The sequence below is a fragment of the Pseudochrobactrum sp. B5 genome (assembly GCF_001939785.1).
Taxonomy (GTDB): Bacteria; Pseudomonadota; Alphaproteobacteria; order Rhizobiales; family Rhizobiaceae; genus Pseudochrobactrum; species Pseudochrobactrum saccharolyticum.
On the sequence record NZ_MOYL01000002.1, the window covers coordinates 1 to 23392 of the forward strand.

Annotated in this window: 33 protein-coding genes and 2 pseudogenes; 33 read left to right on the forward strand and 2 right to left on the reverse strand. The window is 51.9% G+C overall.

What is annotated here, in order from left to right; genetic code table 11:
• From BKD14_RS06500 to BKD14_RS06615, 24 genes and pseudogenes are all read left to right on the forward strand, one after another.
• Positions 1–88, forward strand: a pseudogene (locus BKD14_RS06500) (elongation factor Tu); the annotation flags it as partial.
• 81 nt (positions 89–169) lie between these two features.
• The gene (gene rpsJ / locus BKD14_RS06505; protein ID WP_002964363.1) at positions 170–478 is read left to right on the forward strand and encodes a 30S ribosomal protein S10; all 309 of its coding nucleotides are present in this window, start codon (positions 170–172) and stop codon (positions 476–478) included.
• A 26-nt stretch (positions 479–504) separates the two neighbouring features.
• Positions 505–1233: a 50S ribosomal protein L3 gene (gene rplC / locus BKD14_RS06510; RefSeq protein ID WP_022710938.1), complete on the forward strand. Its 729-nt coding sequence runs from the start codon at positions 505–507 to the stop codon at positions 1231–1233.
• Positions 1233–1853 (forward strand): 50S ribosomal protein L4, encoded by a 621-nt coding sequence (rplD, locus tag BKD14_RS06515; RefSeq protein ID WP_022710939.1) that lies wholly within the window; start codon positions 1233–1235, stop codon positions 1851–1853. Before rplC ends, rplD begins: the two co-directional genes overlap by 1 nt.
• Positions 1850–2143, forward strand: a complete 294-nt coding sequence (locus BKD14_RS06520) for a 50S ribosomal protein L23 (protein WP_022710940.1) — start codon at positions 1850–1852, stop codon at positions 2141–2143. Before rplD ends, BKD14_RS06520 begins: the two co-directional genes overlap by 4 nt.
• Positions 2144–2163: 20 nt before the next feature.
• Positions 2164–2997 carry a 50S ribosomal protein L2 gene (rplB, locus tag BKD14_RS06525; protein WP_022710941.1) on the forward strand — a complete coding sequence of 278 codons (834 nt, stop codon included), beginning with the start codon at positions 2164–2166 and terminating at the stop codon, positions 2995–2997.
• 15 nt (positions 2998–3012) lie between these two features.
• Positions 3013–3291, forward strand: a complete 279-nt coding sequence (rpsS, locus tag BKD14_RS06530; protein ID WP_022710942.1) for a 30S ribosomal protein S19 — start codon at positions 3013–3015, stop codon at positions 3289–3291.
• A gap of 2 nt (positions 3292–3293) precedes the next feature.
• On the forward strand, positions 3294–3683 hold the full coding sequence (gene rplV / locus BKD14_RS06535) for a 50S ribosomal protein L22 (protein ID WP_022710943.1): 390 nt from the start codon (positions 3294–3296) through the stop codon (positions 3681–3683).
• On the forward strand, positions 3683–4393 hold the full coding sequence (gene rpsC / locus BKD14_RS06540) for a 30S ribosomal protein S3 (protein ID WP_022710944.1): 711 nt from the start codon (positions 3683–3685) through the stop codon (positions 4391–4393). The genes rplV and rpsC overlap by 1 nt, the downstream gene beginning before the upstream one ends.
• A gap of 39 nt (positions 4394–4432) precedes the next feature.
• On the forward strand, positions 4433–4846 hold the full coding sequence (gene rplP, locus BKD14_RS06545) for a 50S ribosomal protein L16 (RefSeq protein WP_075654831.1): 414 nt from the start codon (positions 4433–4435) through the stop codon (positions 4844–4846).
• 11 nt (positions 4847–4857) lie between these two features.
• Positions 4858–5058 (forward strand): 50S ribosomal protein L29, encoded by a 201-nt coding sequence (gene rpmC, locus BKD14_RS06550; protein WP_022710946.1) that lies wholly within the window; start codon positions 4858–4860, stop codon positions 5056–5058.
• A gap of 12 nt (positions 5059–5070) precedes the next feature.
• Positions 5071–5301 (forward strand): 30S ribosomal protein S17, encoded by a 231-nt coding sequence (rpsQ, locus tag BKD14_RS06555; RefSeq protein ID WP_022710947.1) that lies wholly within the window; start codon positions 5071–5073, stop codon positions 5299–5301.
• A 79-nt stretch (positions 5302–5380) separates the two neighbouring features.
• On the forward strand, positions 5381–5749 hold the full coding sequence (gene rplN / locus BKD14_RS06560; protein ID WP_022710948.1) for a 50S ribosomal protein L14: 369 nt from the start codon (positions 5381–5383) through the stop codon (positions 5747–5749).
• Between the two features lie 13 nt (positions 5750–5762).
• Positions 5763–6074 carry a 50S ribosomal protein L24 gene (rplX, locus tag BKD14_RS06565; protein ID WP_022710949.1) on the forward strand — a complete coding sequence of 104 codons (312 nt, stop codon included), beginning with the start codon at positions 5763–5765 and terminating at the stop codon, positions 6072–6074.
• Positions 6067–6624: a 50S ribosomal protein L5 gene (gene rplE / locus BKD14_RS06570; protein WP_022710950.1), complete on the forward strand. Its 558-nt coding sequence runs from the start codon at positions 6067–6069 to the stop codon at positions 6622–6624. Before rplX ends, rplE begins: the two co-directional genes overlap by 8 nt.
• A 26-nt stretch (positions 6625–6650) precedes the next feature.
• Positions 6651–6956, forward strand: coding sequence for a 30S ribosomal protein S14 (gene rpsN, locus BKD14_RS06575; RefSeq protein ID WP_022710951.1), 306 nt, complete (start codon positions 6651–6653; stop codon positions 6954–6956).
• A gap of 13 nt (positions 6957–6969) precedes the next feature.
• Complete coding sequence (rpsH, locus tag BKD14_RS06580) at positions 6970–7368, forward strand: 30S ribosomal protein S8 (protein WP_075654832.1); 399 nt, start codon at positions 6970–6972, stop codon at positions 7366–7368.
• 40 nt (positions 7369–7408) lie between these two features.
• Positions 7409–7942, forward strand: a complete 534-nt coding sequence (rplF, locus tag BKD14_RS06585) for a 50S ribosomal protein L6 (protein ID WP_022710953.1) — start codon at positions 7409–7411, stop codon at positions 7940–7942.
• A gap of 12 nt (positions 7943–7954) precedes the next feature.
• A complete protein-coding gene (rplR, locus tag BKD14_RS06590; RefSeq protein WP_075654833.1) occupies positions 7955–8317 on the forward strand; it encodes a 50S ribosomal protein L18 in 363 nt (120 codons plus the stop codon).
• Positions 8318–8593: 276 nt separating this feature from the next.
• Positions 8594–9154, forward strand: a complete 561-nt coding sequence (rpsE, locus tag BKD14_RS06595; protein WP_022710955.1) for a 30S ribosomal protein S5 — start codon at positions 8594–8596, stop codon at positions 9152–9154.
• Between the two features lie 48 nt (positions 9155–9202).
• On the forward strand, positions 9203–9400 hold the full coding sequence (gene rpmD, locus BKD14_RS06600) for a 50S ribosomal protein L30 (protein ID WP_022710956.1): 198 nt from the start codon (positions 9203–9205) through the stop codon (positions 9398–9400).
• Between the two features lie 20 nt (positions 9401–9420).
• Entirely contained in the window at positions 9421–9894 is a 474-nt protein-coding gene (rplO, locus tag BKD14_RS06605) for a 50S ribosomal protein L15 (RefSeq protein ID WP_075654834.1), read from the forward strand.
• Positions 9895–10046: 152 nt separating this feature from the next.
• Positions 10047–11387, forward strand: a complete 1341-nt coding sequence (secY, locus tag BKD14_RS06610) for a preprotein translocase subunit SecY (protein WP_075654835.1) — start codon at positions 10047–10049, stop codon at positions 11385–11387.
• Complete coding sequence (locus BKD14_RS06615) at positions 11384–11968, forward strand: adenylate kinase (RefSeq protein WP_075654836.1); 585 nt, start codon at positions 11384–11386, stop codon at positions 11966–11968. The genes secY and BKD14_RS06615 overlap by 4 nt, the downstream gene beginning before the upstream one ends.
• Positions 11969–12151: 183 nt before the next feature.
• On the opposite strand, the gene BKD14_RS19430 is transcribed toward BKD14_RS06615, so the two are convergent.
• Positions 12152–12346 carry a hypothetical protein gene (locus tag BKD14_RS19430; protein WP_075654837.1) on the reverse strand — a complete coding sequence of 65 codons (195 nt, stop codon included), beginning with the start codon at positions 12344–12346 and terminating at the stop codon, positions 12152–12154.
• Positions 12347–12450: 104 nt separating this feature from the next.
• On the opposite strand from BKD14_RS19430, the gene rpsM reads away from it, so the two are divergent.
• From rpsM to BKD14_RS06650, 6 genes are all read left to right on the forward strand, one after another.
• On the forward strand, positions 12451–12819 hold the full coding sequence (gene rpsM, locus BKD14_RS06625) for a 30S ribosomal protein S13 (RefSeq protein WP_075654838.1): 369 nt from the start codon (positions 12451–12453) through the stop codon (positions 12817–12819).
• Positions 12820–13055: 236 nt separating this feature from the next.
• Positions 13056–13445: a 30S ribosomal protein S11 gene (rpsK, locus tag BKD14_RS06630; RefSeq protein ID WP_022710962.1), complete on the forward strand. Its 390-nt coding sequence runs from the start codon at positions 13056–13058 to the stop codon at positions 13443–13445.
• 105 nt (positions 13446–13550) lie between these two features.
• The gene (locus BKD14_RS06635) at positions 13551–14564 is read left to right on the forward strand and encodes a DNA-directed RNA polymerase subunit alpha (RefSeq protein WP_022710963.1); all 1014 of its coding nucleotides are present in this window, start codon (positions 13551–13553) and stop codon (positions 14562–14564) included.
• Positions 14565–14606: 42 nt separating this feature from the next.
• Positions 14607–15032: a 50S ribosomal protein L17 gene (gene rplQ / locus BKD14_RS06640; RefSeq protein ID WP_022710964.1), complete on the forward strand. Its 426-nt coding sequence runs from the start codon at positions 14607–14609 to the stop codon at positions 15030–15032.
• 295 nt (positions 15033–15327) lie between these two features.
• Entirely contained in the window at positions 15328–16800 is a 1473-nt protein-coding gene (locus BKD14_RS06645) for a DegQ family serine endoprotease (protein WP_075654839.1), read from the forward strand.
• A gap of 101 nt (positions 16801–16901) precedes the next feature.
• Complete coding sequence (locus tag BKD14_RS06650) at positions 16902–18215, forward strand: replication-associated recombination protein A (RefSeq protein WP_075654840.1); 1314 nt, start codon at positions 16902–16904, stop codon at positions 18213–18215.
• Positions 18216–18380: 165 nt separating this feature from the next.
• Here BKD14_RS06650 and BKD14_RS06655 read toward each other — a convergent pair whose 3' ends face one another.
• Entirely contained in the window at positions 18381–20177 is a 1797-nt protein-coding gene (locus BKD14_RS06655) for a glucan ABC transporter ATP-binding protein/ permease (RefSeq protein ID WP_022710967.1), read from the reverse strand.
• Positions 20178–20684: 507 nt separating this feature from the next.
• Here BKD14_RS06655 and BKD14_RS06660 point away from each other — a divergent pair.
• The 3 genes and pseudogenes from BKD14_RS06660 (at position 20685) to BKD14_RS06670 (ending at position 23387) form a co-directional block, all read left to right on the forward strand.
• Complete coding sequence (locus BKD14_RS06660) at positions 20685–21668, forward strand: RluA family pseudouridine synthase (protein WP_022710968.1); 984 nt, start codon at positions 20685–20687, stop codon at positions 21666–21668.
• Between the two features lie 58 nt (positions 21669–21726).
• Positions 21727–22662, forward strand: a pseudogene (locus BKD14_RS06665) (DMT family transporter); the annotation flags it as partial.
• 71 nt (positions 22663–22733) lie between these two features.
• On the forward strand, positions 22734–23387 hold the full coding sequence (locus BKD14_RS06670; protein WP_075654842.1) for an HAD-IA family hydrolase: 654 nt from the start codon (positions 22734–22736) through the stop codon (positions 23385–23387).
• Positions 23388–23392 lie beyond the last annotated feature (5 nt).

The following is a 23392-nucleotide window of genomic DNA, read 5'->3' on the forward strand; positions in this document are numbered from 1 at the left end:
AATCGCTATGGAAGAAAAACTCCGTTTCGCGATCCGTGAAGGTGGCCGCACCGTTGGTGCAGGTATCGTCGCTTCGATCATCGAATAATAGATTTGTGCAGGGCGTTTGGTTTGGTGGTTTAAAATCATCTTCAAAGCCAAACGTCCCGCGTAATAAGGAACAAATCAAATGAACGGTCAAAATATCCGCATTCGCCTTAAGGCGTTTGACCATCGGATCCTTGACGCTTCGACCCGCGAAATCGTGTCGACTGCCAAGCGTACCGGTGCCAATGTGCGCGGACCGATCCCTCTGCCAACACGGATCGAAAAGTTCACAGTTAACCGGTCGCCGCACATCGATAAGAAGAGCCGCGAGCAGTTCGAGATGCGCACTCATAAGCGTCTTCTCGATATCGTTGACCCAACCCCACAGACTGTAGATGCGCTGATGAAGCTGGATCTGTCGGCTGGTGTTGATGTCGAGATCAAGCTGTAAGGCTTGAGGACGGAAGGAACGAACCGATGCGTTCAGGTGTTATTGCACAAAAGCTGGGCATGACCCGCGTTTATACAGACGCTGGCGAGCATGTACCGGTGACAGTACTCCGCATGGAGAACTGCCACGTTGTAGCTCAGCGCACAGTAGAAAAAAACGGCTACACAGCCGTACAGCTTGGCGTAGGATTGGCCAAGGTGAAGAACACGACCAAGGCTCTGCGCGGTCACTTCGCGAAGGCTGAAGTTGAACCGAAAGCGAAAGTAGCTGAATTCCGCGTTTCAGAAGACAATCTTCTGGATGTAGGCGCAGAAATCACTGCTGAGCATTTTGTAGCCGGTCAGAAAGTTGACGTTACAGGTACAACAATCGGTAAAGGTTTTGCCGGTGTTATGAAGCGTCACAACTTCGGCGGCGGCCGCGCAACTCATGGTAACTCGGTATCCCACCGTGCCCATGGTTCGACCGGTCAGCGTCAGGATCCAGGTAAAGTATTTAAAGGCAAGAAAATGGCCGGTCACATGGGTCAGACCCGTGTAACCACGCAGAATATCGAAGTCGTTTCTACCGACCTCGATCGCGGTCTGATCCTTGTTCGCGGTGCTGTTCCTGGTTCCAAGGGTGCATGGATCTATGTTCGTGATGCTGTAAAAGTATCGCTGCCAGAAAATGCTCCTAAGCCAGCTGGCCTGCGCCAAGCTAAAGGTGAAGCTGCTGCGGTTGCAGAACCTGCAGCGACTGAGGGAGCCGAATAATGGATCTCACAATTACAACACTTGAAGGCAAGGATGCCGGTAAAGTGCAGCTGTCCGAAGAAATCTTCGGTCTTGAGCCGCGCGATGACATCCTTCAGCGCGTTGTCCTTTGGCAGCTCGCTCGCCGTCAGCAGGGTACCCACCAGACTCTGACCCGTGGTGAAGTTGCACGTACCGGTGCAAAAATGTACAAGCAGAAGGGTACCGGCCGCGCCCGTCACCATTCCGCTCGTGCACCACAGTTCCGTGGCGGTGGTAAGGCTCATGGCCCTGTAGCCCGCAGCCATGCACATGATCTTCCTAAGAAGGTTCGTGCTCTGGCTCTGCGTCACGCCCTTTCGGCTAAGGTTAAAGCCTCTGATCTGATCATCATTGATGATCTGGCAGCTGCAGAAGCCAAGACCAAGCTGCTGGTAAGCCAGTTTGCTAATCTCGGTCTGGAAAACGCACTGCTGATCGGTGGTTCGGAAATCGACGCCAACTTCAAGCTGGCTGCATCCAATATCCCGAATATTGATGTGCTGCCGGTACAGGGCATCAACGTTTACGACATTCTTCGCCGTGGCAAGCTCGTCCTTTCCAAGGCAGCTGTCGAAGCCCTCGAGGAGCGTTTCAAATGACAGATCTTCGTCACTATGATGTGATCGTTAGCCCGGTCATTACCGAAAAGTCGACCATGGTTTCCGAATTTAACCAGATCGTCTTTAACGTAGCCCGCAAGGCCACGAAACCAGAGATCAAAGCTGCAGTAGAAGCGCTTTTCGGCGTGAAAGTTACAGCTGTGAACACCACTGTGCGTAAAGGCAAAGTGAAGCGTTTCCGCGGTATTGTTGGGCGCCAGAGCGATGTCAAGAAAGCGATCGTAACTTTGGCTGAAGGCCAGAGCATCGACGTTTCGACTGGTCTCTGAGAGGCCGTGGAGTAAAGACAATGGCACTCAAGCACTTTAACCCGATCACTCCTGGCCAGCGTCAGCTGGTCATCGTGGATCGTTCGGAGCTCTTCAAAGGCAAGCCGGTCAAAGCATTGACCGAAGGTTTGACTAAAAAGGGCGGTCGTAACAACACCGGTCGTATCACTGTTCGCTATCAGGGCGGTGGTCACAAGCGTACGTATCGCTTTATTGATTTCAAGCGTACGAAACACGATGTGTCCGCTACTGTTGAGCGTCTGGAATACGATCCAAACCGTACCGCATTCATCGCGCTGATCCGCTACGAAGACGGTGAGCTGAGCTACATCCTGGCACCACAGCGTCTTGCTGTTGGCGACAAGGTTATCTCCGGCGCACAGGTTGACGTTAAGCCAGGTAACGCGATGCCACTCGGTGCGATGCCGGTTGGTACCATCATCCACAACGTGGAAATGAAGCCAGGCAAGGGCGGTCAGATCGCTCGCTCGGCCGGTACCTATGCACAGCTCGTTGGCCGTGACCAGGGCATGGCGATCCTTCGCCTGAATTCCGGTGAACAGCGTCTGGTACATTCCGGTTGTCTCGCAACTGTTGGCGCTGTATCCAATCCGGATCACGGCAACACCAACGACGGTAAAGCCGGTCGTTCCGTATGGCGCGGTAAGCGTCCACACGTACGCGGCGTTGCCATGAACCCGGTTGATCACCCACACGGTGGTGGTGAAGGTCGTACCTCGGGTGGTCGTCATCCTGTTACTCCGTGGGGCAAACCTACGAAGGGCAAGAAGACACGCTCGAACAAGGCGACGGACAAATTCATCATGCGTTCGCGTCATCAGCGTAAGAAATAAGAGAGGTAGTCTAAAGTGGCTCGTTCAGTTTGGAAAGGACCGTTTATTGACGGCTATCTTCTCAAGAAGGCTGAGAAGGTACGCTCCGGCGGTCGTAATGAGGTCATCAAGATCTGGAGCCGTCGCTCCACGATCCTGCCGCAGTTTGTTGGCCTGACCTTTGGTGTATACAACGGTAATAAACACATTCCTGTGTCCATCTCCGAAGAAATGGTCGGACACAAGTTCGGTGAATTCGCTCCAACCCGTACCTATTACGGTCACGGTGCGGACAAGAAAGCGAAGAGGAAGTAAGTATGGGCAAGGCCAAGGCTCCGCGCCAGCTTAAGGATAACGAGGCGAAAGCCGTCGCCCGCACGATTCGCGTTAGCCCGCAGAAACTTAACCTTGTCGCGGCTCTGATCCGCGGCAAGAAAGTCAACGCGGCACTTGCTGATCTGTCATTCTCGCGCAAGCGCATTGCAGAGACAGTTAAGAAGACGCTTGAATCGGCAATCGCCAACGCAGAAAACAATCACGACCTCGATGTTGATGCTTTGATCGTCGCGGAAGCTTCTGTTGGCAAGTCGATCGTCATGAAGCGCTTTCATGTGCGTGGCCGTGGTAAGGCGAGCCGGATTGAACGTCCGTTCTCTCACCTGACCATCGTTGTCCGCGAAGTCGCCGAAAAAGGGGAGGCCGCATAATGGGCCAGAAGATTAATCCGATCGGTCTTCGTCTGGGCATTAACCGTACCTGGGATTCGCGTTGGTACGCGAATACCGGCGAATACGGTAAGCTCCTTCATGAAGATCTGAAGATCCGCAAATACCTGACTGAAGAACTCAAGCAGGCTGCGATCTCCAAAATCGTGATTGAACGTCCGCACAAGAAGTGCCGTGTGACCATTCACTCGGCTCGTCCGGGCATCATTATCGGTAAGAAGGGTGCAGATATCGAAAAGCTCCGTAAGAAGCTCTCCGATATGACCAACTCTGATGCGGTTCTCAACATTGTTGAAGTTCGCAAGCCAGAAGTTGACGCTACCCTGATTGCTCAGTCGATCACTCAGCAGCTGGAACGCCGTGTGGCATTCCGTCGCGCTATGAAGCGTGCTGTTCAGTCCGCAATGCGTCTCGGCGCAGAAGGCATCCGTATTAATTGTTCGGGGCGTCTTGGCGGTGCAGAAATTGCTCGTATGGAATGGTACCGTGAAGGTCGCGTTCCTCTTCACACTCTGCGCGCTGATATTGACTACGGTACAGCTGAAGCACAGACCGCTTACGGTATCTGCGGCGTGAAAGTTTGGGTATTCAAAGGCGAAATCCTTGAGCATGACCCAATGGCTTCCGAACGTCGTGCGATTGAAGCCGACGCTCAGGGTCCGCAGTCGAACCGCCGCCGCGAAAACGCTTAATTTTAAGCGTTTTCGGTTAGAATATTGGAGTAGAGAACAATGTTGCAGCCTAAGCGCACAAAGTTCCGTAAGCAGTTCAAGGGCCGTATTCACGGTGAATCCAAGGGCGGTACGGATCTGAACTTCGGTGCTTTCGGTCTGAAGGCAGTCGAGCCTGAACGCGTTACCGCACGTCAGATCGAAGCCGCTCGCCGTGCCATTACCCGTCACATGAAACGTGCCGGTCGTGTATGGATCCGGATCTTCCCGGATCTGCCAGTAACTTCCAAACCTACCGAAGTCCGTATGGGTAAAGGTAAGGGTTCAGTAGACTACTGGGCATGCCGCGTAGCACCAGGTCGTGTTATGTTTGAGCTTGACGGCGTATCAGAAGATGTGGCACGTGAAGCTCTCCGACTCGGAGCTGCGAAGCTGCCGATCAAGACGCGTTTTATTCAACGCATCGCTGAATAAGAGAGACAGCTATGAAAGCCGCAGACATCCGGGCTAAAAGCCTCGACCAACTGACTGAACAGTTGGGTGGATTGAAGAAAGAGCAGTTTAACCTGCGCTTTCAGAAAGCCACTGGTCAGTTAGAAAAAACCGCACGTGTGAAGCAGGTTCGCCGCGACATCGCACGTATTAAGACTATTGCCCGCCAGAAGGCGGCCGAAAGCAAGGCATAAGGAATTTAAATAATGCCTAAACGCATTCTGCAGGGCGTTGTCGTCAGCGACAAGAACGACAAAACAGTCGTTGTTAAAGTGGAGCGCCGTTTCGCGCATCCACTGCTTCAGAAGATTATTCGTCAATCGAAGAAGTACAAAGCGCATGACGAAAACAACCAGTTCAAGGTTGGTGATCAGGTTTCCATTCAGGAATCTGCTCCAATTTCGAAAGACAAACGTTGGGTAGTTCTCGCGAACTAAGCAACGGGCTAACATTAAACACGCAGCTTAGGTAGGGCAGGAGCCCTTAACCAGCTGAGAGATAAGAAGGCGGCCAGTCATGATTCAGATGCAAACAAACCTCGACGTGGCGGATAACTCCGGCGCACGTCGTGTCATGTGCATCAAGGTGCTGGGCGGCTCGAAACGGAAATACGCTTCCGTTGGTGACATCATTGTGGTGTCCATCAAGGAAGCGATTCCTCGTGGCCGCGTTAAAAAAGGTGACGTAATGAAAGCGGTTGTGGTTCGCACAGCTAAAGACATTCGTCGCCCAGATGGTAGCGTTATCCGTTTTGATAACAATGCTGCTGTTTTGATTGACAACAAGAAAGAGCCTATCGGCACTCGTATCTTCGGACCGGTTCCGCGTGAACTTCGCGCTAAGAGCCACATGAAGATCATCTCGCTGGCTCCAGAAGTTCTGTAAGGGAAGTTCGACGATGCAAAAGATTCGCAAAGGCGACCGCGTTGTTGTGCTTGCCGGTAAGGACAAGGGCCGTACCGGTGAAGTGATCAAGGTCTTGCCGAAAGAAGATCAGGCTTTCGTAAGCGGTATCAATATTGTTAAGCGCCATCAGCGTCAGACACAGACTCAGGAAGCCGGCATTATTTCGAAAGAAGCCGCAATCCATCTGTCAAACCTGGCGATTGCTGATCCTAAAGACGGTAAACCAACCCGCGTTGGTTTCGTCGAGAAAGACGGCAAGAAGGTACGCGTAGCAAAACGTTCCGGAGAGTCGATCGATGGCTGAAGCAAAGAGTGAACCACGCTTCAAGACGCTTTATAAGGATACAATCCGTAAAGCTATGCTTGAAGAGTTCAAATACAGCAACGAAATGCAGATTCCACGCGTTTCGAAAGTTGTAATCAATATGGGTGTTGGCGAAGCCACTGCAGACTCCAAAAAGCCTGCGCGTGCTGCCGAAGATCTGTCTCAGATCGCCGGTCAGAAAGCCGTTGTCACCCGTGCACGCAACTCGATCGCTACCTTCAAACTCCGTGAAGATATGCCGATCGGTACGAAAGTCACCCTGCGTGGTGAGCGTATGTACGAATTTTTGGATCGTCTGATCACGATCGCGCTTCCACGCGTTCGCGACTTCCGCGGTCTGAATCCTAAAAGCTTTGACGGTCGTGGCAACTTCGCCATGGGTATCAAGGAACACATCGTGTTTCCAGAAATCAACTACGATAAAGTTGATCAGATCTGGGGCATGGACATCATCGTTTGCACGACTGCACCAACGGATGATGAAGCCCGCGCTCTTCTGCGCGCCTTCAACTTCCCGTTCCGCCAGTAACGGCAAGCGTAGCGAGGTAATCAAAAATGGCCAAGACTAGCGCAGTCGAAAAAAACAAGCGCCGCGAAAAGTTGGTTAAGCGTCATGCTGAAAAGCGTGCACGTTTGAAGGCAATTGTTATGGATCAGTCCCTGCCTCTGGATGAGCGCTTCCGCGCTACCATTCAGCTGGCTGAGATGCCACGTAACTCCTCCAAGGTTCGCATTCGCAACCGTTGCGAAGTGTCCGGACGTCCACGCGGTTTCTACCGCAAGCTTAAGATGTCGCGTATTGCGTTGCGCCAGCTGGGTTCGCTCGGCCAGGTGCCAGGCATCGTGAAATCGAGCTGGTAAGGAGAGTTATAATATGACTATGTCAGATCCTATCGGCGATATGCTGACCCGCATCCGTAATGCTATCGGTCGTAAAAAGACCAAGCTTACAACCCCGGCTTCCAAGCTGCGTGCACGCGTATTGGACGTGTTGCAGGCTGAAGGCTATATTAGCGGATATACACAGACTGATTTTGACAACGGTAAATCCGAAATCGAAATCGAACTGAAATATTACGAAGGTATGCCAGTAATCCGTGAACTGACCCGCGTTTCCAAGCCGGGCCGTCGCGTTTACGTTTCAGTAAAGTCGATTCCTCAGGTCGCTAACGGCCTTGGTATCAGCATTCTTTCCACCCCTAAGGGTGTAATGGCTGATCATCAGGCTCGTGAGCAAAACGTTGGTGGTGAGCTGCTCTGCCGCATCTTCTGATGTGGCTGAGTGGTGAACATAGAAACGGACAGGGTTAACAATGTCTCGTATCGGTAAAAAACCCGTGCCGGTTCCGGCAGGCGTGACCGCCAGCGTTGATGGTCAGACTGTTACTGCCAAAGGCACGAAAGGCGAACTGAAGTTCGTCGTAAGTGATGAAGTAAGCGTGAAGATGGAAGAGGGCGCTGTAAGCGTTACTCCTCTGTCCCAGTCGAAAGACGCCCGCGCTAAGTGGGGCATGGCCCGTACCATGATCAGCAACATCTTCGTCGGTGTTAAAGACGGTTTCGAAAAGAAACTTGAAATCTCCGGCGTTGGTTATCGTGCTGCTATGCAGGGCAAAAACCTTCAGCTTTCGCTGGGTTTCAGCCATGAAGTTGTATACGATGTTCCAGCTGGCATCACTGTTGCAACACCTAAGCCAACGGAAATCGTTGTCTCCGGTATTGACAAGCAGGTTGTCGGGCAGGTTGCTGCCGAGATCCGCGAATACCGTTCGCCAGAACCTTATAAAGGTAAAGGCGTTAAGTATGCCGGTGAAGTTATCGTCCGCAAGGCCGGTAAGAAGAAATAAGGAACACGTGTTATGGCATCGCCTAAACAAACTATTCAGCGCCGTGCTGCACGCGTTCGTCGTCAGCTCAAAGCTGTTTCGAATGGCCGCCTGCGCTTGAGCGTACATCGTACATCTAAGAATATCTATGCACAGATTATCGATGATGTACGTGGTCACACTGTTGCTGCTGCTTCCACCCTTGACGGTGACCTTAAAAAGTCCCTGAAGACTGGTGCAGACAGTGCAGCTGCCGCTGCAGTTGGCAAGCTGGTTGCAGAACGCGCCGCTAAAGCCGGTGTAGCAGAAGTTGTCTTCGATCGTGGTGCATATATTTTCCACGGCCGTGTGAAAGCTCTTGCAGACGCAGCACGCGAAGCTGGTCTCAGCTTCTAATAAAATTAAAAAATGTCGTCAGGTGCTTGCATTTGACGACATTTTTTCTGTATTACAGCGCCGTGAGGCTTAAGTGACTCACTTTTTATTGCTGTAAGCTGACTACGCATCATATTTTCATAACCGTTTACGGTTCTGGTCTGATGTAATGACACTTCCGGTTTGGTTTCTGATTTATCAGAGAGCTGAACTGCGGGTGTCAATTTGTGCATTTTCGGGTTTAATAGCTTGTTAATGTTTCACTTGTGCTTCCGGAAAAGAAAAAGGAATTAGGAAATGGCACAGAAAGAACGTAATCGCGAAGATCGCGCCCGCGAAGAGCGTGACAGCGAATTCGTCGATAAGCTGGTACACATCAACCGCGTTGCCAAAGTTGTTAAAGGCGGCCGTCGTTTCGGTTTTGCTGCTCTGGTCGTTGTTGGTGATCAGAAGGGCCGTGTAGGCTTTGGTCATGGTAAGGCTCGCGAAGTGCCTGAAGCAATCCGCAAGGCAACTGAAGCTGCCAAGCGCGATATGATTTTTGTTCCGCTGCGCTCAGGCCGTACACTGCACCACGATGTGCAGGGTCGTCATGGCGCCGGCAAGGTTCTTCTTCGCTCGGCACCTGCCGGTAAAGGTATCATCGCTGGTGGTCCAATGCGTGCGGTTTTCGAAACCCTCGGCGTTCAGGACGTTGTAGCCAAGTCGCTTGGCTCATCCAATCCATACAACATGGTGCGTGCAACTTTTGATGCGCTGAAGCATCAGATGCACCCGAAAGATATCGCTGCACAGCGCGGTATTAAGTATTCCACACTGCAGGCTCGTCGTCACGACGTAGTTGCCGGTGAAGAATAACCATTGGGTGAGGGGCGTTAGCCCCGCAAGGACTTAAGGAACAAAGTTATGTCTTCGACTAAAGGCAAAACGGTTACCGTTGAACAGATTGGTAGCCCAATTCGTCGTCCGAAAGAACAGCGCGCTACGCTCGTTGGTCTCGGTCTTAACAAAATGCGCCGCCGCAGCACACTGGAAGATACACCTTCCGTTCGCGGTATGATTGCCAAGGTTGCGCACCTCGTCCGCGTTGTGGACGAAGCTTAATCAAGCGCAGGAGAATTATCATGAAACTTAATGATCTGCGTGAAAACCCAGGTGCAACCAAGGCCCGCAAACGCGTTGGCCGTGGTATCGGTTCCGGCTCCGGCAAGACCGGTGGTCGCGGTGTGAAGGGTCAGAAGTCCCGTTCAGGCGTGTCCATCAATGGTTTTGAAGGCGGCCAGATGCCAATCTACCGTCGCTTGCCAAAGCGCGGTTTCACCAACATCTTCGCTAAGAAGTTCAATGTTGTGTCGGTTGGTCGCATTCAGGAAGCTGTGGATGCCGGTAAGCTGGATGCAAAAGCATCCGTTACCTCTGAAGCCCTGATCGCTGCCGGTATCATCCGTCGCGCTCTGGATGGTTTCCGCGTTGTTTCCGATGGCGAAATCACAGCTAAGCTGGTGATTGAAGCTGCCGGTGCTTCTAAGGTTGCGATCGAAAAGATCGAAAAAGCAGGCGGTTCGGTAAAATTACCTGAAGCTGCTTCTGCCGAATAAGGCCTCAGAAATACCTTCAAGACGGCGGCCTTAGTGCCGCCGTTTTCAACTTTATGCCTATTGATTGCATGTGCCTACTTGCGCCTTGTTGTCTATGGGCATATCTGGGGAGGGGCGTCAGATTCTGACGTACGACAGACCGGAGTAATCTCATGGCATCGGCTGCTGAACAGCTTGCATCCAATTTGAATTTTTCAGCCTTCTCGAAGGCGACTGAGCTCAAGAAGCGTATCTGGTTTACGCTCGGGGCTCTGCTTGTGTATCGTTTCGGTACCTATATTCCTTTGCCGGGCATTAATCCTGACGCGCTGGCCCAGTCGTTCCAGCAGCACAGCCAGGGTGTGCTGGGGCTGTTCAATATGTTCGCCGGCGGTGCTGTTGCCCGTATGGCGATTTTTGCGCTCGGGATTATGCCGTATATTTCGGCATCGATTATCGTACAGCTTATGACCTCTGTGGTGCCTTCTCTTGAAGCGCTGAAGAAAGAGGGCGAAGCCGGACGTAAAGTTATCAACCAGTATACGCGTTACGGTACGGTGCTTCTGGCGCTTGTGCAGGCCTATGCAATCTCTGTGGGGCTTGAATCCGGCAGCGGTATTGTGTCTGAGCCGGGAATGTTCTTCCGCATCACTTCGGTGATTACGCTTGTCGGCGGTACGATGTTCCTGATGTGGCTTGGCGAACAGATCACTGCGCGTGGTATCGGTAACGGTATTTCCCTGATCATCTTCGCAGGTATTGTTGCAAACCTTCCGCAGGCTATCTCCGGTACGCTCGAACTCGGTCGTACAGGTGCTCTGTCAACAGCGCTGATCCTTGGTGTGATTGTTCTCGCAATTGCACTCATCGCAGTGATCGTGTTTGTTGAACGCGCACAGCGTCGTCTGCTGATCCAGTATCCGAAGCGTCAGGTGGGTAACCGTATGGCGCAGGGGGAAACTTCGCACCTGCCACTGAAGCTGAACACTGCCGGTGTTATTCCTCCGATCTTTGCATCTTCTCTGCTGCTGCTGCCTGCAACTGTTGCCGGTTTTGCAAATACAGAAAGCATGCCTGCATGGGGTAGTACGCTGCTGGCCGCTCTCGGTCACGGTCAGCCGATCTATATGTTCCTTTATGCGGCGCTGATGGCATTCTTCTGCTTCTTCTATACTGCGATTGTCTTTAATCCTAAGGATACCGCTGACCAGCTGAAGAAGCATTCAGGCTTTATTCCGGGTATCCGTCCGGGTGAACGCACTGCTGAATATATTGATTATGTTCTGACCCGTATCACGGTGATCGGCGCTATCTATATCGTGATGGTCTGTCTTATACCTGAGTTCCTGATTTCAGCGGCTGGTGTACCTTTCTATCTCGGTGGTACGTCCCTGCTTATTGTTGTCAACGTAACACTTGATACAGTTGCTCAGATTCAGGGTCATCTCATTGCTCATCAATATGAAGGGCTTATCAAGAAATCCAAACTTCGTGGGGGAAGACGGGCGAGATGAGACTCATACTTTTAGGACCTCCGGGCGCAGGCAAAGGCACACAGGCAAAAATTCTCACTGAGAAATATGCTATTCCCCAGCTCTCGACCGGTGACATGCTCCGTGCAGCTGTGGCTGCACAGACTGAAATTGGTAAACGTGCCAAAGCAGTTATGGACGCAGGTCAGTTGGTTTCGGACGAGATCGTGAATGCGATTGTTTCGGATCGCATTGATCAGCCGGACTGTGCAGGCGGATTTATCCTTGACGGTTATCCGCGTACAGTGCCTCAGGCGCAGGCGCTGACAGGTATGCTGAAAGAAAAGCATGCTGAACTGGATGCAGTGATTGAACTGAAGGTCGATGAGACCGCTCTGATCAAGCGTATGGAAAACCGCGTTGCGGAAACCATTGCTTCAGGCGGTACTGTCCGTTCAGATGACAATCCTGAGGCTTTCCGCAAGCGTCTGGTTGAGTATCGTGAGAAAACCGCACCTCTGTCTGACTATTATGCAGGTACCGGTGAACTGAAGCTGGTAGACGGCATGGCCGCTATGGCTGATGTTACCGCAGAGATTGAAAAACTTCTGCTTCCTGCCTGATCGTCTGATCCGGTTTTTTGAAAATTCAAAGCGCTGATCTGATAATATCGGGTCGGCGCTTTGTCTTTGAGGGCTGCTATTGGCTATTCGTTATTAACGGAATGATAAGCATTTACGCCTGTTCTCTCTTAGAGGTTGACTTTTCCTCACGATTCCGTCAAAGACAGCGACAATTCGCTTAATTCAGATGGGCGCAACCGGTTTTCCGGTTTCGTTCATTTTTATGCTGTCTGTATCCGGTGGTTCGGTGCAGGCATAGAGAACAGATCCGGCTTTGTTGAAAGTCCGGTGGATCTCTTGGATTTCGGACGTGTTGTTAGCAGTTAACTCGCATATTTTTGTGAGAATAACTTGCGGATAGCGTTCGGTAGAGCTCATTACAGCGTGAACCGGCTTCCGGTGCTGTAATATTTTAAACTACCGTATGATTATAAAACATGCCGATGCGGCTGTTATCTTGCGGTTCATACAGGAGAAAGCGCATGGCACGTATTGCTGGCGTAAACATTCCAACGAATAAGCGTGCGATCATTGCACTTCAGTATATTCACGGTATCGGCCCTAAATTTGCTGCTGAAATCATGGAAAAGGTCGGCATTGCGCTTGATCGCCGTGTAAACCAGCTGACAGATGCTGAAGTGCTGCAGATCCGTGAAACCATTGACCGTGATTACCAGGTTGAAGGTGATCTGCGTCGTGAAGTTTCGATGAACATCAAGCGTCTGATGGATCTGGGCTGCTACCGCGGTCTGCGTCATCGTCGCTCCCTGCCGGTTCGCGGTCAGCGTACCCATACCAATGCTCGTACCCGTAAGGGTCCTGCAAAGGCAATCGCCGGTAAGAAGAAGTAATTTGCTGGTACCGGAGGTGTTTTATAAAACGGCTCCGGTATTTGCTCGTCTCTGCATCACCTTTAGGGCGCAGATCAGAGATAAGCGCAGATTATGCTCCGTTTATGGGGCGTCTTAAAAGTTTGGCTCCGAAAGGTGCCAATAAACAGATCCAGATATGTCTAGCCTGATGGTCAGATATGTCGGTGGAGCCGCTGGTATTACGGCGGTGTCGAGATCAATTGGAAGGACTAGTTATGGCTAAAGATGCCGGTCGCGTTCGTCGTCGCGAACGTAAAAATATTTCCTCGGGTGTTGCTCACGTTAATTCGTCGTTCAACAACACACTGATCACTATCACTGACGCACAGGGCAATGCGATTGCCTGGTCTTCAGCTGGTGCGCAGGGCTTCAAGGGTTCGCGTAAATCGACTCCTTTTGCTGCTCAGATCGCTGCTGAAGATTGCGCCAAGAAGGCTCAGGAACACGGCATGCGTTCGCTGGAAGTTGAAGTTTGCGGTCCGGGTTCCGGCCGTGAATCCGCACTTCGCGCTCTGCAGGCTGCCGGTTTCACAATCACTTCGATCCGTGATGTGACCCCGATCCCGCACAATGGTTGCCGTCCACGCAAGAAGCGTCGCGTCTAATCAGTCCATCGCCGCAAGGGCCCGGACTTATGTTCAGGTCTTTCGTGGTTTCCGCTCTCTGTTGCCACGATTGGATAGTGGCAAAGCTAGATTAAAGGAAAGCACATGATTCAGAAAAACTGGCAGGAACTGATCAAGCCTAACAAGGTTGATTTTCTTACCCAGGGCTCGAAGAATAAGGTCACTGTTGTGGCTGAACCGCTTGAACGCGGTTACGGTCTGACATTGGGTAACGCGCTGCGTCGCGTTCTTCTTTCTTCGCTGCGCGGTGCTGCGGTGACTGCTGTTCAGATTGACGGCGTTCTGCATGAATTCTCGTCGATCAACGGCGTGCGTGAAGACGTAACCGATATCGTACTGAATGTTAAAGAAATCGCTATCCGTATGGAAGGCGATGGACCTAAGCGCATGGTTGTCCGCAAGGAAGGACCAGGCGTCGTAACGGCTGGTGATATCCAGACGGTTGGTGATGTTGAAATCCTTAATCCGGATCACGTCATCTGCACCCTCGATGAGGGCGCTGAAATCCGCATGGAATTCACTGTCAATACGGGCAAGGGCTATGTGCCTGCTGACCGTAACCGCGCTGAAGATGCTCCGATCGGTCTTATTCCGGTTGACAGCCTCTATTCACCGGTACGTAAGGTTTCCTACAAGATCGAAAACACCCGTGAGGGACAGGTTCTCGATTATGACAAGCTGATCCTCAATGTTGAGACCAACGGCTCTGTCACTGGTGAAGATGCAGTTGCTTATGCAGCCCGCATTCTTCAGGACCAGCTTGCGATCTTCGTCAACTTTGACGAGCCGCAGAAGGAAGCTCCGCAGGAACAGGTTGCTGAACTCGCATTCAATCCGGCTCTGCTTAAGAAAGTGGATGAACTGGAACTGTCTGTCCGTTCTGCAAACTGCCTGAAGAACGATAACATCGTTTATATCGGCGATCTGATCCAGAAGACAGAAGCCGAAATGCTGCGGACTCCGAATTTCGGCCGCAAGTCGCTGAACGAAATCAAAGAAGTTCTGGCGTCGATGGGACTCCATCTCGGTATGGAAATCCCGACCTGGCCGCCGGAAAATATCGAAGATCTCGCTAAGCGCTACGAAGATCAATATTGAGACCGGTTGCGACCGGAAGATAGATTTTAAAGGAGAAGGCTCATGCGCCACGGAAAGACACTCCGTAAGCTGAACCGGACTGCAAGCCACCGTAAGGCAATGTTCGCCAATATGGCTGCTTCGCTGATTGAACACGAACAGATCGTAACCACTTTGCCTAAGGCAAAGGAAATCCGTCCGATCGTTGAGAAGCTCATCACTCTCGGCAAGCGCGGTGATCTGCATGCACGTCGTCAGGCCATTTCGGCTATCCGCGATGTACAGCTGGTTCAGAAACTGTTCGACGTTCTGGCAACCCGTTATGCTGACCGTCACGGCGGCTATATCCGCATCATGAAAGCCGGTTTCCGTACCGGTGACAACGCTCCGATGGCTGTTGTTGAGTTCGTAGAACGCGACATCACTGCTAAAGGTGCTGCTGATCGCGCACGCGTTGAAGCTGAAGCTGCTGAAGCAGAAGCTGCATAATATCTGTTTTAACGCAGATTATATAAATTAAGGGGCCTCACGGCCCCTTTTTTGTTTTTAGGTTTAATATTCTTGCCTTCCGAGATGAGGGCTTATTATCCACTTTTGTCTAGGTTTTCGGTTTTGCGATGATCCTGTATTCTTCTGAGAACAGGGGATTTATGTGAAATCGCTTCTAATGCACTGTTTTATTACAATAATTTAATTTTATGTTTGTTGTCCGGCCTCTTTTCCGTCTGGTTTTGAAGCCTATATTCATCCTAATCAGTCGGTTTCCGAAACGTGGGATACAAGTATGGCTTCACATCTGCAGAATGATCCGGTCAATAAATCAGGGCGCTTAGGTAAAATTTACAAGGCCGGTCTGGCTGTTTTACTCACCGGCGTTATTGCAGCGGGAACGATTTCTGTGTTTGCGCCTGCCGTGAGCACACCAGCAGTTGCTGAGAAACAGGTGCCGCAGTCCCATAGCGACATTCAGCTTTCCTACGCGCCTTTGGTGAAGTCGACTTCCGGTGCGGTGGTGAATGTTTATGCCGGCCGTAAAGTGCAGCAACGTTCGCCATTTGCCGGTGATCCGTTTTTTGAACAGTTCTTCGGCGGTCAGATGCGTCCGAATAAGCCACGTTTGGAGCAGTCGCTGGGTTCCGGTGTGATCGTAGACAGTTCCGGTCTGATCGTGACCAATAATCACGTTATTGATGGTGCGGATGATATTAAAGTCGCGCTGGCTGATGGCCGTGAATTCTCATCAAAGCTGCTCCTCAATGATGTGACGACCGATCTGGCGATTCTGAAGATTGATGCCAAGGAAGAGCTGCCAACCATTAAGCTTGCTGATTCCGACAAGGTTGAGGTCGGTGATCTGGTACTGGCAATCGGTAATCCGTTTGGTGTCGGGCAGACCGTGACCAGCGGTATTGTTTCTGCGCAGTCACGTACACAGGTTGGTGTCTCGGATTTCGACTTCTTCATTCAGACCGATGCAGCGATTAATCCGGGTAATTCCGGCGGAGCGTTGATTGATATGAACGGTAATCTGATTGGTATCAACACGGCGATTTATTCGCGTAGCGGCGGTTCTGTCGGTATTGGTTTTGCTATTCCGTCGAATATGGTTTCAGCTGTGGTCAAATCTGCGGAGAGCGGCAGTGACACATTCGAGCGCCCTTATGTCGGTGCAACTTTTCAGGCGATTACACCGGATATTGCTGCCGGTCTTGGCCTGAGACAGCCTTCCGGTGCACTGATTACTGATCTGGCTGAAAAAAGCCCTGCGGCAGAAGCCGGTATTAAAGTCGGTGATGTGATTACAGCAATTGACGGTGTGAAGGTCGATAATCCGGATGCGCTGGCCTATCGCGTATCCACTGCCGGTATTGGCAAGACAGTGCAGATGACTGTGCTGAATGACGGTAAATCCCGCGAGGTTGCTGTAACGCTTGCTCAGCCGCCAAAAGAAGCGCCTGCACGGGAAGTCACAGGCCGCAATCCGCTGGCTGGTGCGCAAGTGCAGAATATTACACCGGAACTGGCACGCAAATCCGGTCTCGCACCGACTACGCGCGGTGTGGTTATCAGCGGTGTGAAAAACAACACGCCTGCACAGGCGATGAATTTGAAGGCTGGTGACATTGTGCGCGGCGTGAATGGTACAGCCATTGCCAATGTCGACGATCTGCTGGCTGTGCTTTCTGCCGGACGCAGTGCATTATGGCGTTTGGATATTGAGCGCGATGGTGTAATTTACCGTCAGTTTGTTCGCTGATTTTTATCACAAGCGGTTGAGGGGAAACCTCATTTTCTGAAATCGCTTGTGCATGATTGAAACGGGGAGGCCGGTTTGCGAAAGCAATCCGGCCTGTTGCTATGAGTGATTTATTTTCATCTGCTGTTGATCCTTTAGCCGATCGTAACCGTCCGCTGGCCGACCGTATGCGTCCGCGAGACTTGAGTGAAGTCACAGGACAGGAGCATCTGACCGGCGAGCAGGGCATTCTCTCTCGCATGATTGCTTCCGGCAGCCTCGGCTCAATGATCTTCTGGGGCCCTCCCGGAACCGGCAAGACCACGATAGCGCGATTGCTGGCCGGTCATACGGATTTGGCCTTTGAGCAGATCTCGGCAATTTTCTCCGGTGTTGCCGATCTCAAAAAAGTTTTTGAAACGGCACGGGCACGGCGTATGTCCGGCCGCCAGACATTGCTGTTTGTCGACGAGATACATCGCTTCAACCGTGCGCAACAGGATAGTTTTCTGCCGGTGATGGAAGACGGCACGGTTGTGCTGATCGGCGCGACGACCGAGAACCCGTCCTTTGAACTCAATGCCGCTCTGTTGTCGCGTGCGCGGGTTTTGACCTTCAAACCACATGATGAGAACAGTATCACCACTTTGCTTGCCAGAGCTGAAGAGGTGGAGCAGAAGCCATTGCCGCTTGATGTGGATGCCCGTGCCAGTCTGGTGCGTATGGCAGATGGCGATGGCCGTGCGGCGCTTACGCTCGCTGAGGAAGTCTGGCGTGCGGCAAGGCCGGAAGAAATGTTTACCGCCGAGCAACTGCAGGACATTGTTCAGCGTCGTGCGCCGGTCTATGACAAAGGGCAGGACGGGCATTATAATCTGATCTCGGCACTGCATAAATCTGTACGCGGTTCTGATCCCGATGCGGCACTCTATTATCTCAGCCGTATGTTTGATGCAGGGGAAGATCCGCTCTATCTGGGGCGGCGTTTGGTACGTATGGCTGTAGAGGATATCGGTCTTGCCGACCCGCAGGCGCTTGTCATCTGCAATGCTGCCAAGGATGCCTATGATTATCTGGGCTCGCCGGAAGGGGAGCTGGCGCTGGCACAGGCCTGTGTCTATCTGGCAACCGCACCAAAATCCAACGGTGTTTATATGGCCTATAAAGCCGCCAGACGCGCTGCCAAAGAAAACGGCTCTCTGCTGCCGCCAAAGCACATTCTCAACGCACCAACCAAGCTGATGCGCGATGAGGGCTACAACGAGGGTTACCGGTATGATCACGACGAACCGGATGCGTTTTCAGGGCAGGATTATTTCCCTGAAAAAATGGGGCGTCAGCAATATTATAATCCGCCGGAGCGTGGCTTTGAGCGGGAAATCCGCAAACGCCTCGATTATTGGGCGAAGTTGCGTATTGAACGTAATCAAAAATAATATCGTATAATACAATAAAACCCGGTGGTTAGAGCGGTTTGTGCATGAATTGAATCATGCACACCGCTCTAACCCTTTTTTGAGCCGCATTTGTACGACGCTAAATAAATATTTAGCTGTAAAATGCTCAAGCCGGGTTTCCTTGTATTTAGATTCTGAAGTGCTTTATGCAGAAGCTTTTGACGGGAAACGTGTGACATTGCTGTTTTCATCAATGTCATTTGTCAGGTCTGCTTCTTCGGCCATCAGGCCGCCTGCACGCAGCAGAGAGGCGAAACGACCGCCTTTGGCTGCCAGCTCATTGAAGCTGCCGCTTTCAATGATGTGGCCTTTATCAAGGAACAGCACCAGATCGGCATTGCGGACAGTCGAAAGACGGTGCGCGATGATGAAGGTTGTGCGGTCAGAGCTCAGATCATCAATAGCCTGTTTGACCATGCCTTCGGTTTCCACGTCGAGCGCAGAAGTAGCCTCATCAAGCACCAGAATTGGTGCATCTTTGAGGATAGCACGGGCAATCGCCAGACGCTGACGCTCACCACCGGAAAGCTGCGACCCGCGCTCACCGGCAACTGTGTCATAGCCTTCGCTTTTTGCGAGAATGAATTCATGGGCAGCGGCAGCTTTGGCAGCGGCATGCACTTCTTCATTGGTCGCACCTTCCGCACCGATACGGATATTATCCTCAATCGAGCGGTTGAACATACCGGCATCCTGAAACACGGTTGCCATGGCTTTGCGCAGCGATGAACGGCTGACATTGCGGGTATCTGTGCCGTCAATGCTGATATGACCGGCCACAGGATCATAAACGCGCTGCAGCAAATTAATCAGTGTAGTTTTACCCGCACCTGTCGGGCCGACAATCGCCACAGTCTGACCAGCCTTGGCGGTAAAGGAAATGTCATAGACGCCCTGACCGGAATTGCGGAATTCATAGGTCACTTTGTCGAAGACGACTTCACCCTGCACATTTTTCAGATCATTGGCAGCTTGTGGCTCTTCATGCACAGCCACAGCATCTTCCATTGCGAAGAACTCTTCGAGTTTTGCGCGTGAAGAGGCGGTCTGGTTGATGAAGTTGCTGATCTGGTCGAGACGGCCGATCATCAGCTGGGCAAAACCGATAAAGGTAATCACTTCACCGACGCGCAGCTGGCCTTTGGAAACCAGATAGGCACCGATCAGCAGCACGATCACCATAGAAATGGTGGAAGCCATACGGTTCAGACCGCTGGCCAGTGCCCACCAGTTCAGCACCGGACGCTGGGTTTTTTCCAGAGTTGCCGCGTAATCACGCAGGGCAGAGGCTTCCGCATTGATGCGGTTGTAGCTCTGCAATACGGAAATATTGCTGATTGTATCGCTGATATGTTCAAACACTTTGTGATGGTGGCGCTCAACCGCAGCCTGTCCATCTTTGGTTTTCTGAATAACCAGCTGGCCGATCATCACATAAATCGCACCGAGTACCATCAGCACCAGTGTCAGGCGCGCATCCATGCTCAGCGCGGTCGGGATCAGCACAGCCAGCGCCACAATGGTGGTGAGGTGGTTGCGCATGAATTCCAGCCACAGCGTGAACAGCGTGTCGGTTGCACGGATCAGCGTGTGCAATGCATTGGAGGTGCCGCGCTGCTGATGCCATGCTAAGGGCATAGTGATGATGCCTTCGTAAGATTTGGTCAGGACGCCGAGACGGCGCTTATGCGCCAGCCGGTCAGCGCCGCGTGCAACCAATACCACGGCGATAATGTTGAACACACCGAGACCTGCCCACAGAGCGAGGGTCGGGATAATCACGGTCTTTTGCGAAATCGCATCAATGACCCGACCGAACAGCACAGGTTCAAAAATGGTGATCACGCCAAGCGCAATATTCGCCAGCACGATAAGCGCTGTCGCTGTTCTCTCGGCTGAGAGATATTGCAGGGATCTCCAGTAAACGCGCACAATAGACACGGGCCACTCCGGTATAATGTCTGACCGAATTATATCCGCCAGTCAGATTGCGGTCAGAAAAACAAATGTTTAGCGGCAGCGGGAACATGATCCTGATTGCCTGAAACTGCAATGGAAATTGGTGTTCATAAGTGGCAATTTAAGTGCGAAACCGACCATAAATTACAACGGATTGTAACCTGCTGTGATAGTTTTATGTAACCTGCTGAAAATGCATGATTTTATAAAATGTTCAGAAAGTTTAATGGATTTAAATATTCGGTGAGAATCCGGTGCCAGAGAGCTTATTCTTAAGTGTTTTTGCACTTTACGGTTACAGACGGGGACAGGTCGCCTTTAAGCATGAGTCCGTGCAGAAAACATGTTCTGAACAGTTCCTGTGTCATCTAATGTTTCCATTTGGCTGCGAAATGCTCTAGGAGCATATTTCAGAGTATATTGGCTGCACGGAAGACATTGCATTTGTCGCCGTGATTGTGCCCCGAATTTTAGCGGAATAAACAGAATATGGCTGGCGTAGAACTTAAAACTGTAGATGCAGACGAAACAGGCATGCGCCTTGATCGCTGGTTCAAAGTGCATTTTCCGGGCTTGGGCTTCGGGCATTTGCAAAAGCTGCTGCGCTCCGGCCAGATCCGTGTGGATGGCGGGCGGGTGAAAGCTGATAGCCGTTTGCAGGCTGGACAGTCCGTGCGTGTTCCGCCGCTGGGACTCGATGAAAAAGAAGACAACACTCCGCTGACCGGCAAGACCATCCGCAATCAGGGTGATGGCGATGTTCTCAAGAAAATGCTGATTTTTGAGAATGAGAAGGTTTATGTGTTCAATAAACCATCCGGCCTGGCCGTGCAGGGTGGTTCGGGTGTGGTGCGCAGTGTCGATTCGATGCTGGAAGCATGGCGCAATAAAAAAGGCGAAAAGCCGCGTCTGGTACACCGTCTTGACCGCGATACATCGGGCGTTCTGGTCGTGGCGAAAACCCGTGGTGCCGCGCAGGCGCTGACCAAGGCTTTCCGTGAGCGCGACACCAAGAAAACCTATTGGGCTCTGGTGAAGGGGGTACCGCGCAAGCGCGAGAACAAAATCTCCACATGGCTGGTAAAAGACAGCACGCCAGATGGCGACCGTATGCGCGTTTGCCAGCATGGTGAGCCGGATTCCGATCACGCTGTATCGTTCTACCGCGTGCTGGAAACAGCCGGTCAGAACCTGTCCTGGCTGGAAATGGAGCCTTATACCGGCCGTACCCACCAGTTGCGCGTACATGCGCAGTATCTTGGTCATCCGATTATCGGCGATCCGAAATATTTTGAAGCCGATATCAACTGGGATTTCCCGGGCGGTGTGCAGAACCGTTTGCATCTTCATGCGCGCCGTATCCGCATTCCTAATCCGGGTGGCGGTATGATTGATGTTTCTGCGCCTTTGCCGCCGCATATGGTGCAGTCATGGAACCTGCTTGGTTTCGATGCGGATGCGGAACAGGACTGATAGTTGATTGTATGTTCCGCCGCATAACAGGCCGGAATGTGTTTGAAGCGGGGATGAAATGGGCAGGGCAGCAGGGAGCGCGGCGTCGGCAACAGGACGGCTGGTGACAGGTTATGAGCGCCGCGCGACGATAGATACAATGGGCGTGGCGCTGATGCTGTTTATCTGCGTCAGCTGGGGGATGAATCAGGTTGCCATTAAAATCGGCAATCAGGGTTTCAATCCGATGTATATGGCGGCTGCGCGCTCTTTCGTTGGCGGCTTTCTCGTTTTCCTCTGGTGCCGTTTTCGCGGTATTGCCCTGTTTGAAAAAGACAAAACGCTTATTCCCGGTTTGGTGATCGGGCTGTTGTTCGGTCTGGAATTTGTTCTGATTTTTGCGGGGCTGGATTTCACCAGTGCCGGACGCTCTACGCTGATGATGAATACTATGCCGTTCTGGGTGGCAATCGGTGCGCATTTTCTGCTGGGCGAGCGGATGCGGATACTCACCGTTGTCGGTATGATTGTTGCATTTAGCGGTGTGGTGCTGGTTCTCTCGGATGAATTGTCGATGCCCGGCGAGAATGCCATTTACGGCGATATTCTCTGTCTGATTTCCAGCGTGTTCTGGGCGGCAACGACACTGGTTATCAAGAAGACGCCGCTGAGCGACGCTGCACCGGAAAAAACCTTGCTCTATCAGTTGCTTATTGCGGCGATTGTACCTTTACCTTTCGCGCCGATGCTGGGGGATGCTGTTCGTGACCCGACCATGCTGACCTATGCGGCTTTTGTGTTCCAATCGGCCTTTATTGTCGCCTTTACCTATCCGCTGTGGTTCTGGATGATCCGCCGTTATCCTGCTTCAGCCCTGTCAAATTTCGCATTGCTGATCCCTGCCTTCGGGGTGATGCTGAGCGGACTGGTGCTGGGTGAGCCTATGAGCTGGAAGCTATTTGCAGCGCTTGGCCTGATCGCAGGCGGATTATTTATTGCCAATTATGCGCAGCGTATTGCGGTGCGCAAAGCAGCGCAGCAATTTGATGCTGATTTGGCAAAAACTATGCAGGAAAAAGCCTCGCTATGAAACTGGTGCTGTTTGATTGTGACGGAACGCTGGTGAATAGTGGCGGCGTTATTCATCGTTGTATGGCCGAGACCTTTGCGAGTGCAGGTCTGCGCATTCCTGAGCTAAGCGAGACACAGGAAATTATCGGCCTGACGCTCAATCTGGCGATTTCGCAGATTTCCGGTATTCCTATGGGTGCTGAAATTGAGAACCTGACCGAGCAATATAAGCAGCAATTTCGTAAAATCCGGCTGGAGCATGATTTTGACGAGCCGCTTTATGACGGTATTGCCGAATTGATTGATGCTCTGGCGCAGCAGGATGATATTCTGTTGGGCATGGTGACAGGAAAATCCCGCCGTGGCGTGATATCGGTAATGGAACGCCATGGTTTCGACCGGAATTTTCTTGTATCCCGCTGCGCAGATGATTGTCCGTCCAAGCCGCATCCGGCAATGGTGCTGGAATGTTGCCATGAGACGGGTTGCGATGTGTCGCAGACCTTTGTAATCGGTGATACGACTTACGATATGATGATGGCAGGCAGTGCCGGAGCCACAGCAATTGGTGTAAACTGGGGCTATCATAAGCCGGACAGATTAAGTGAAGCGGGTGCCGCAACTATATTGCACCATCCGTTAGATTTGTTGGGTCAACTTGCCCGCTGAAGGCG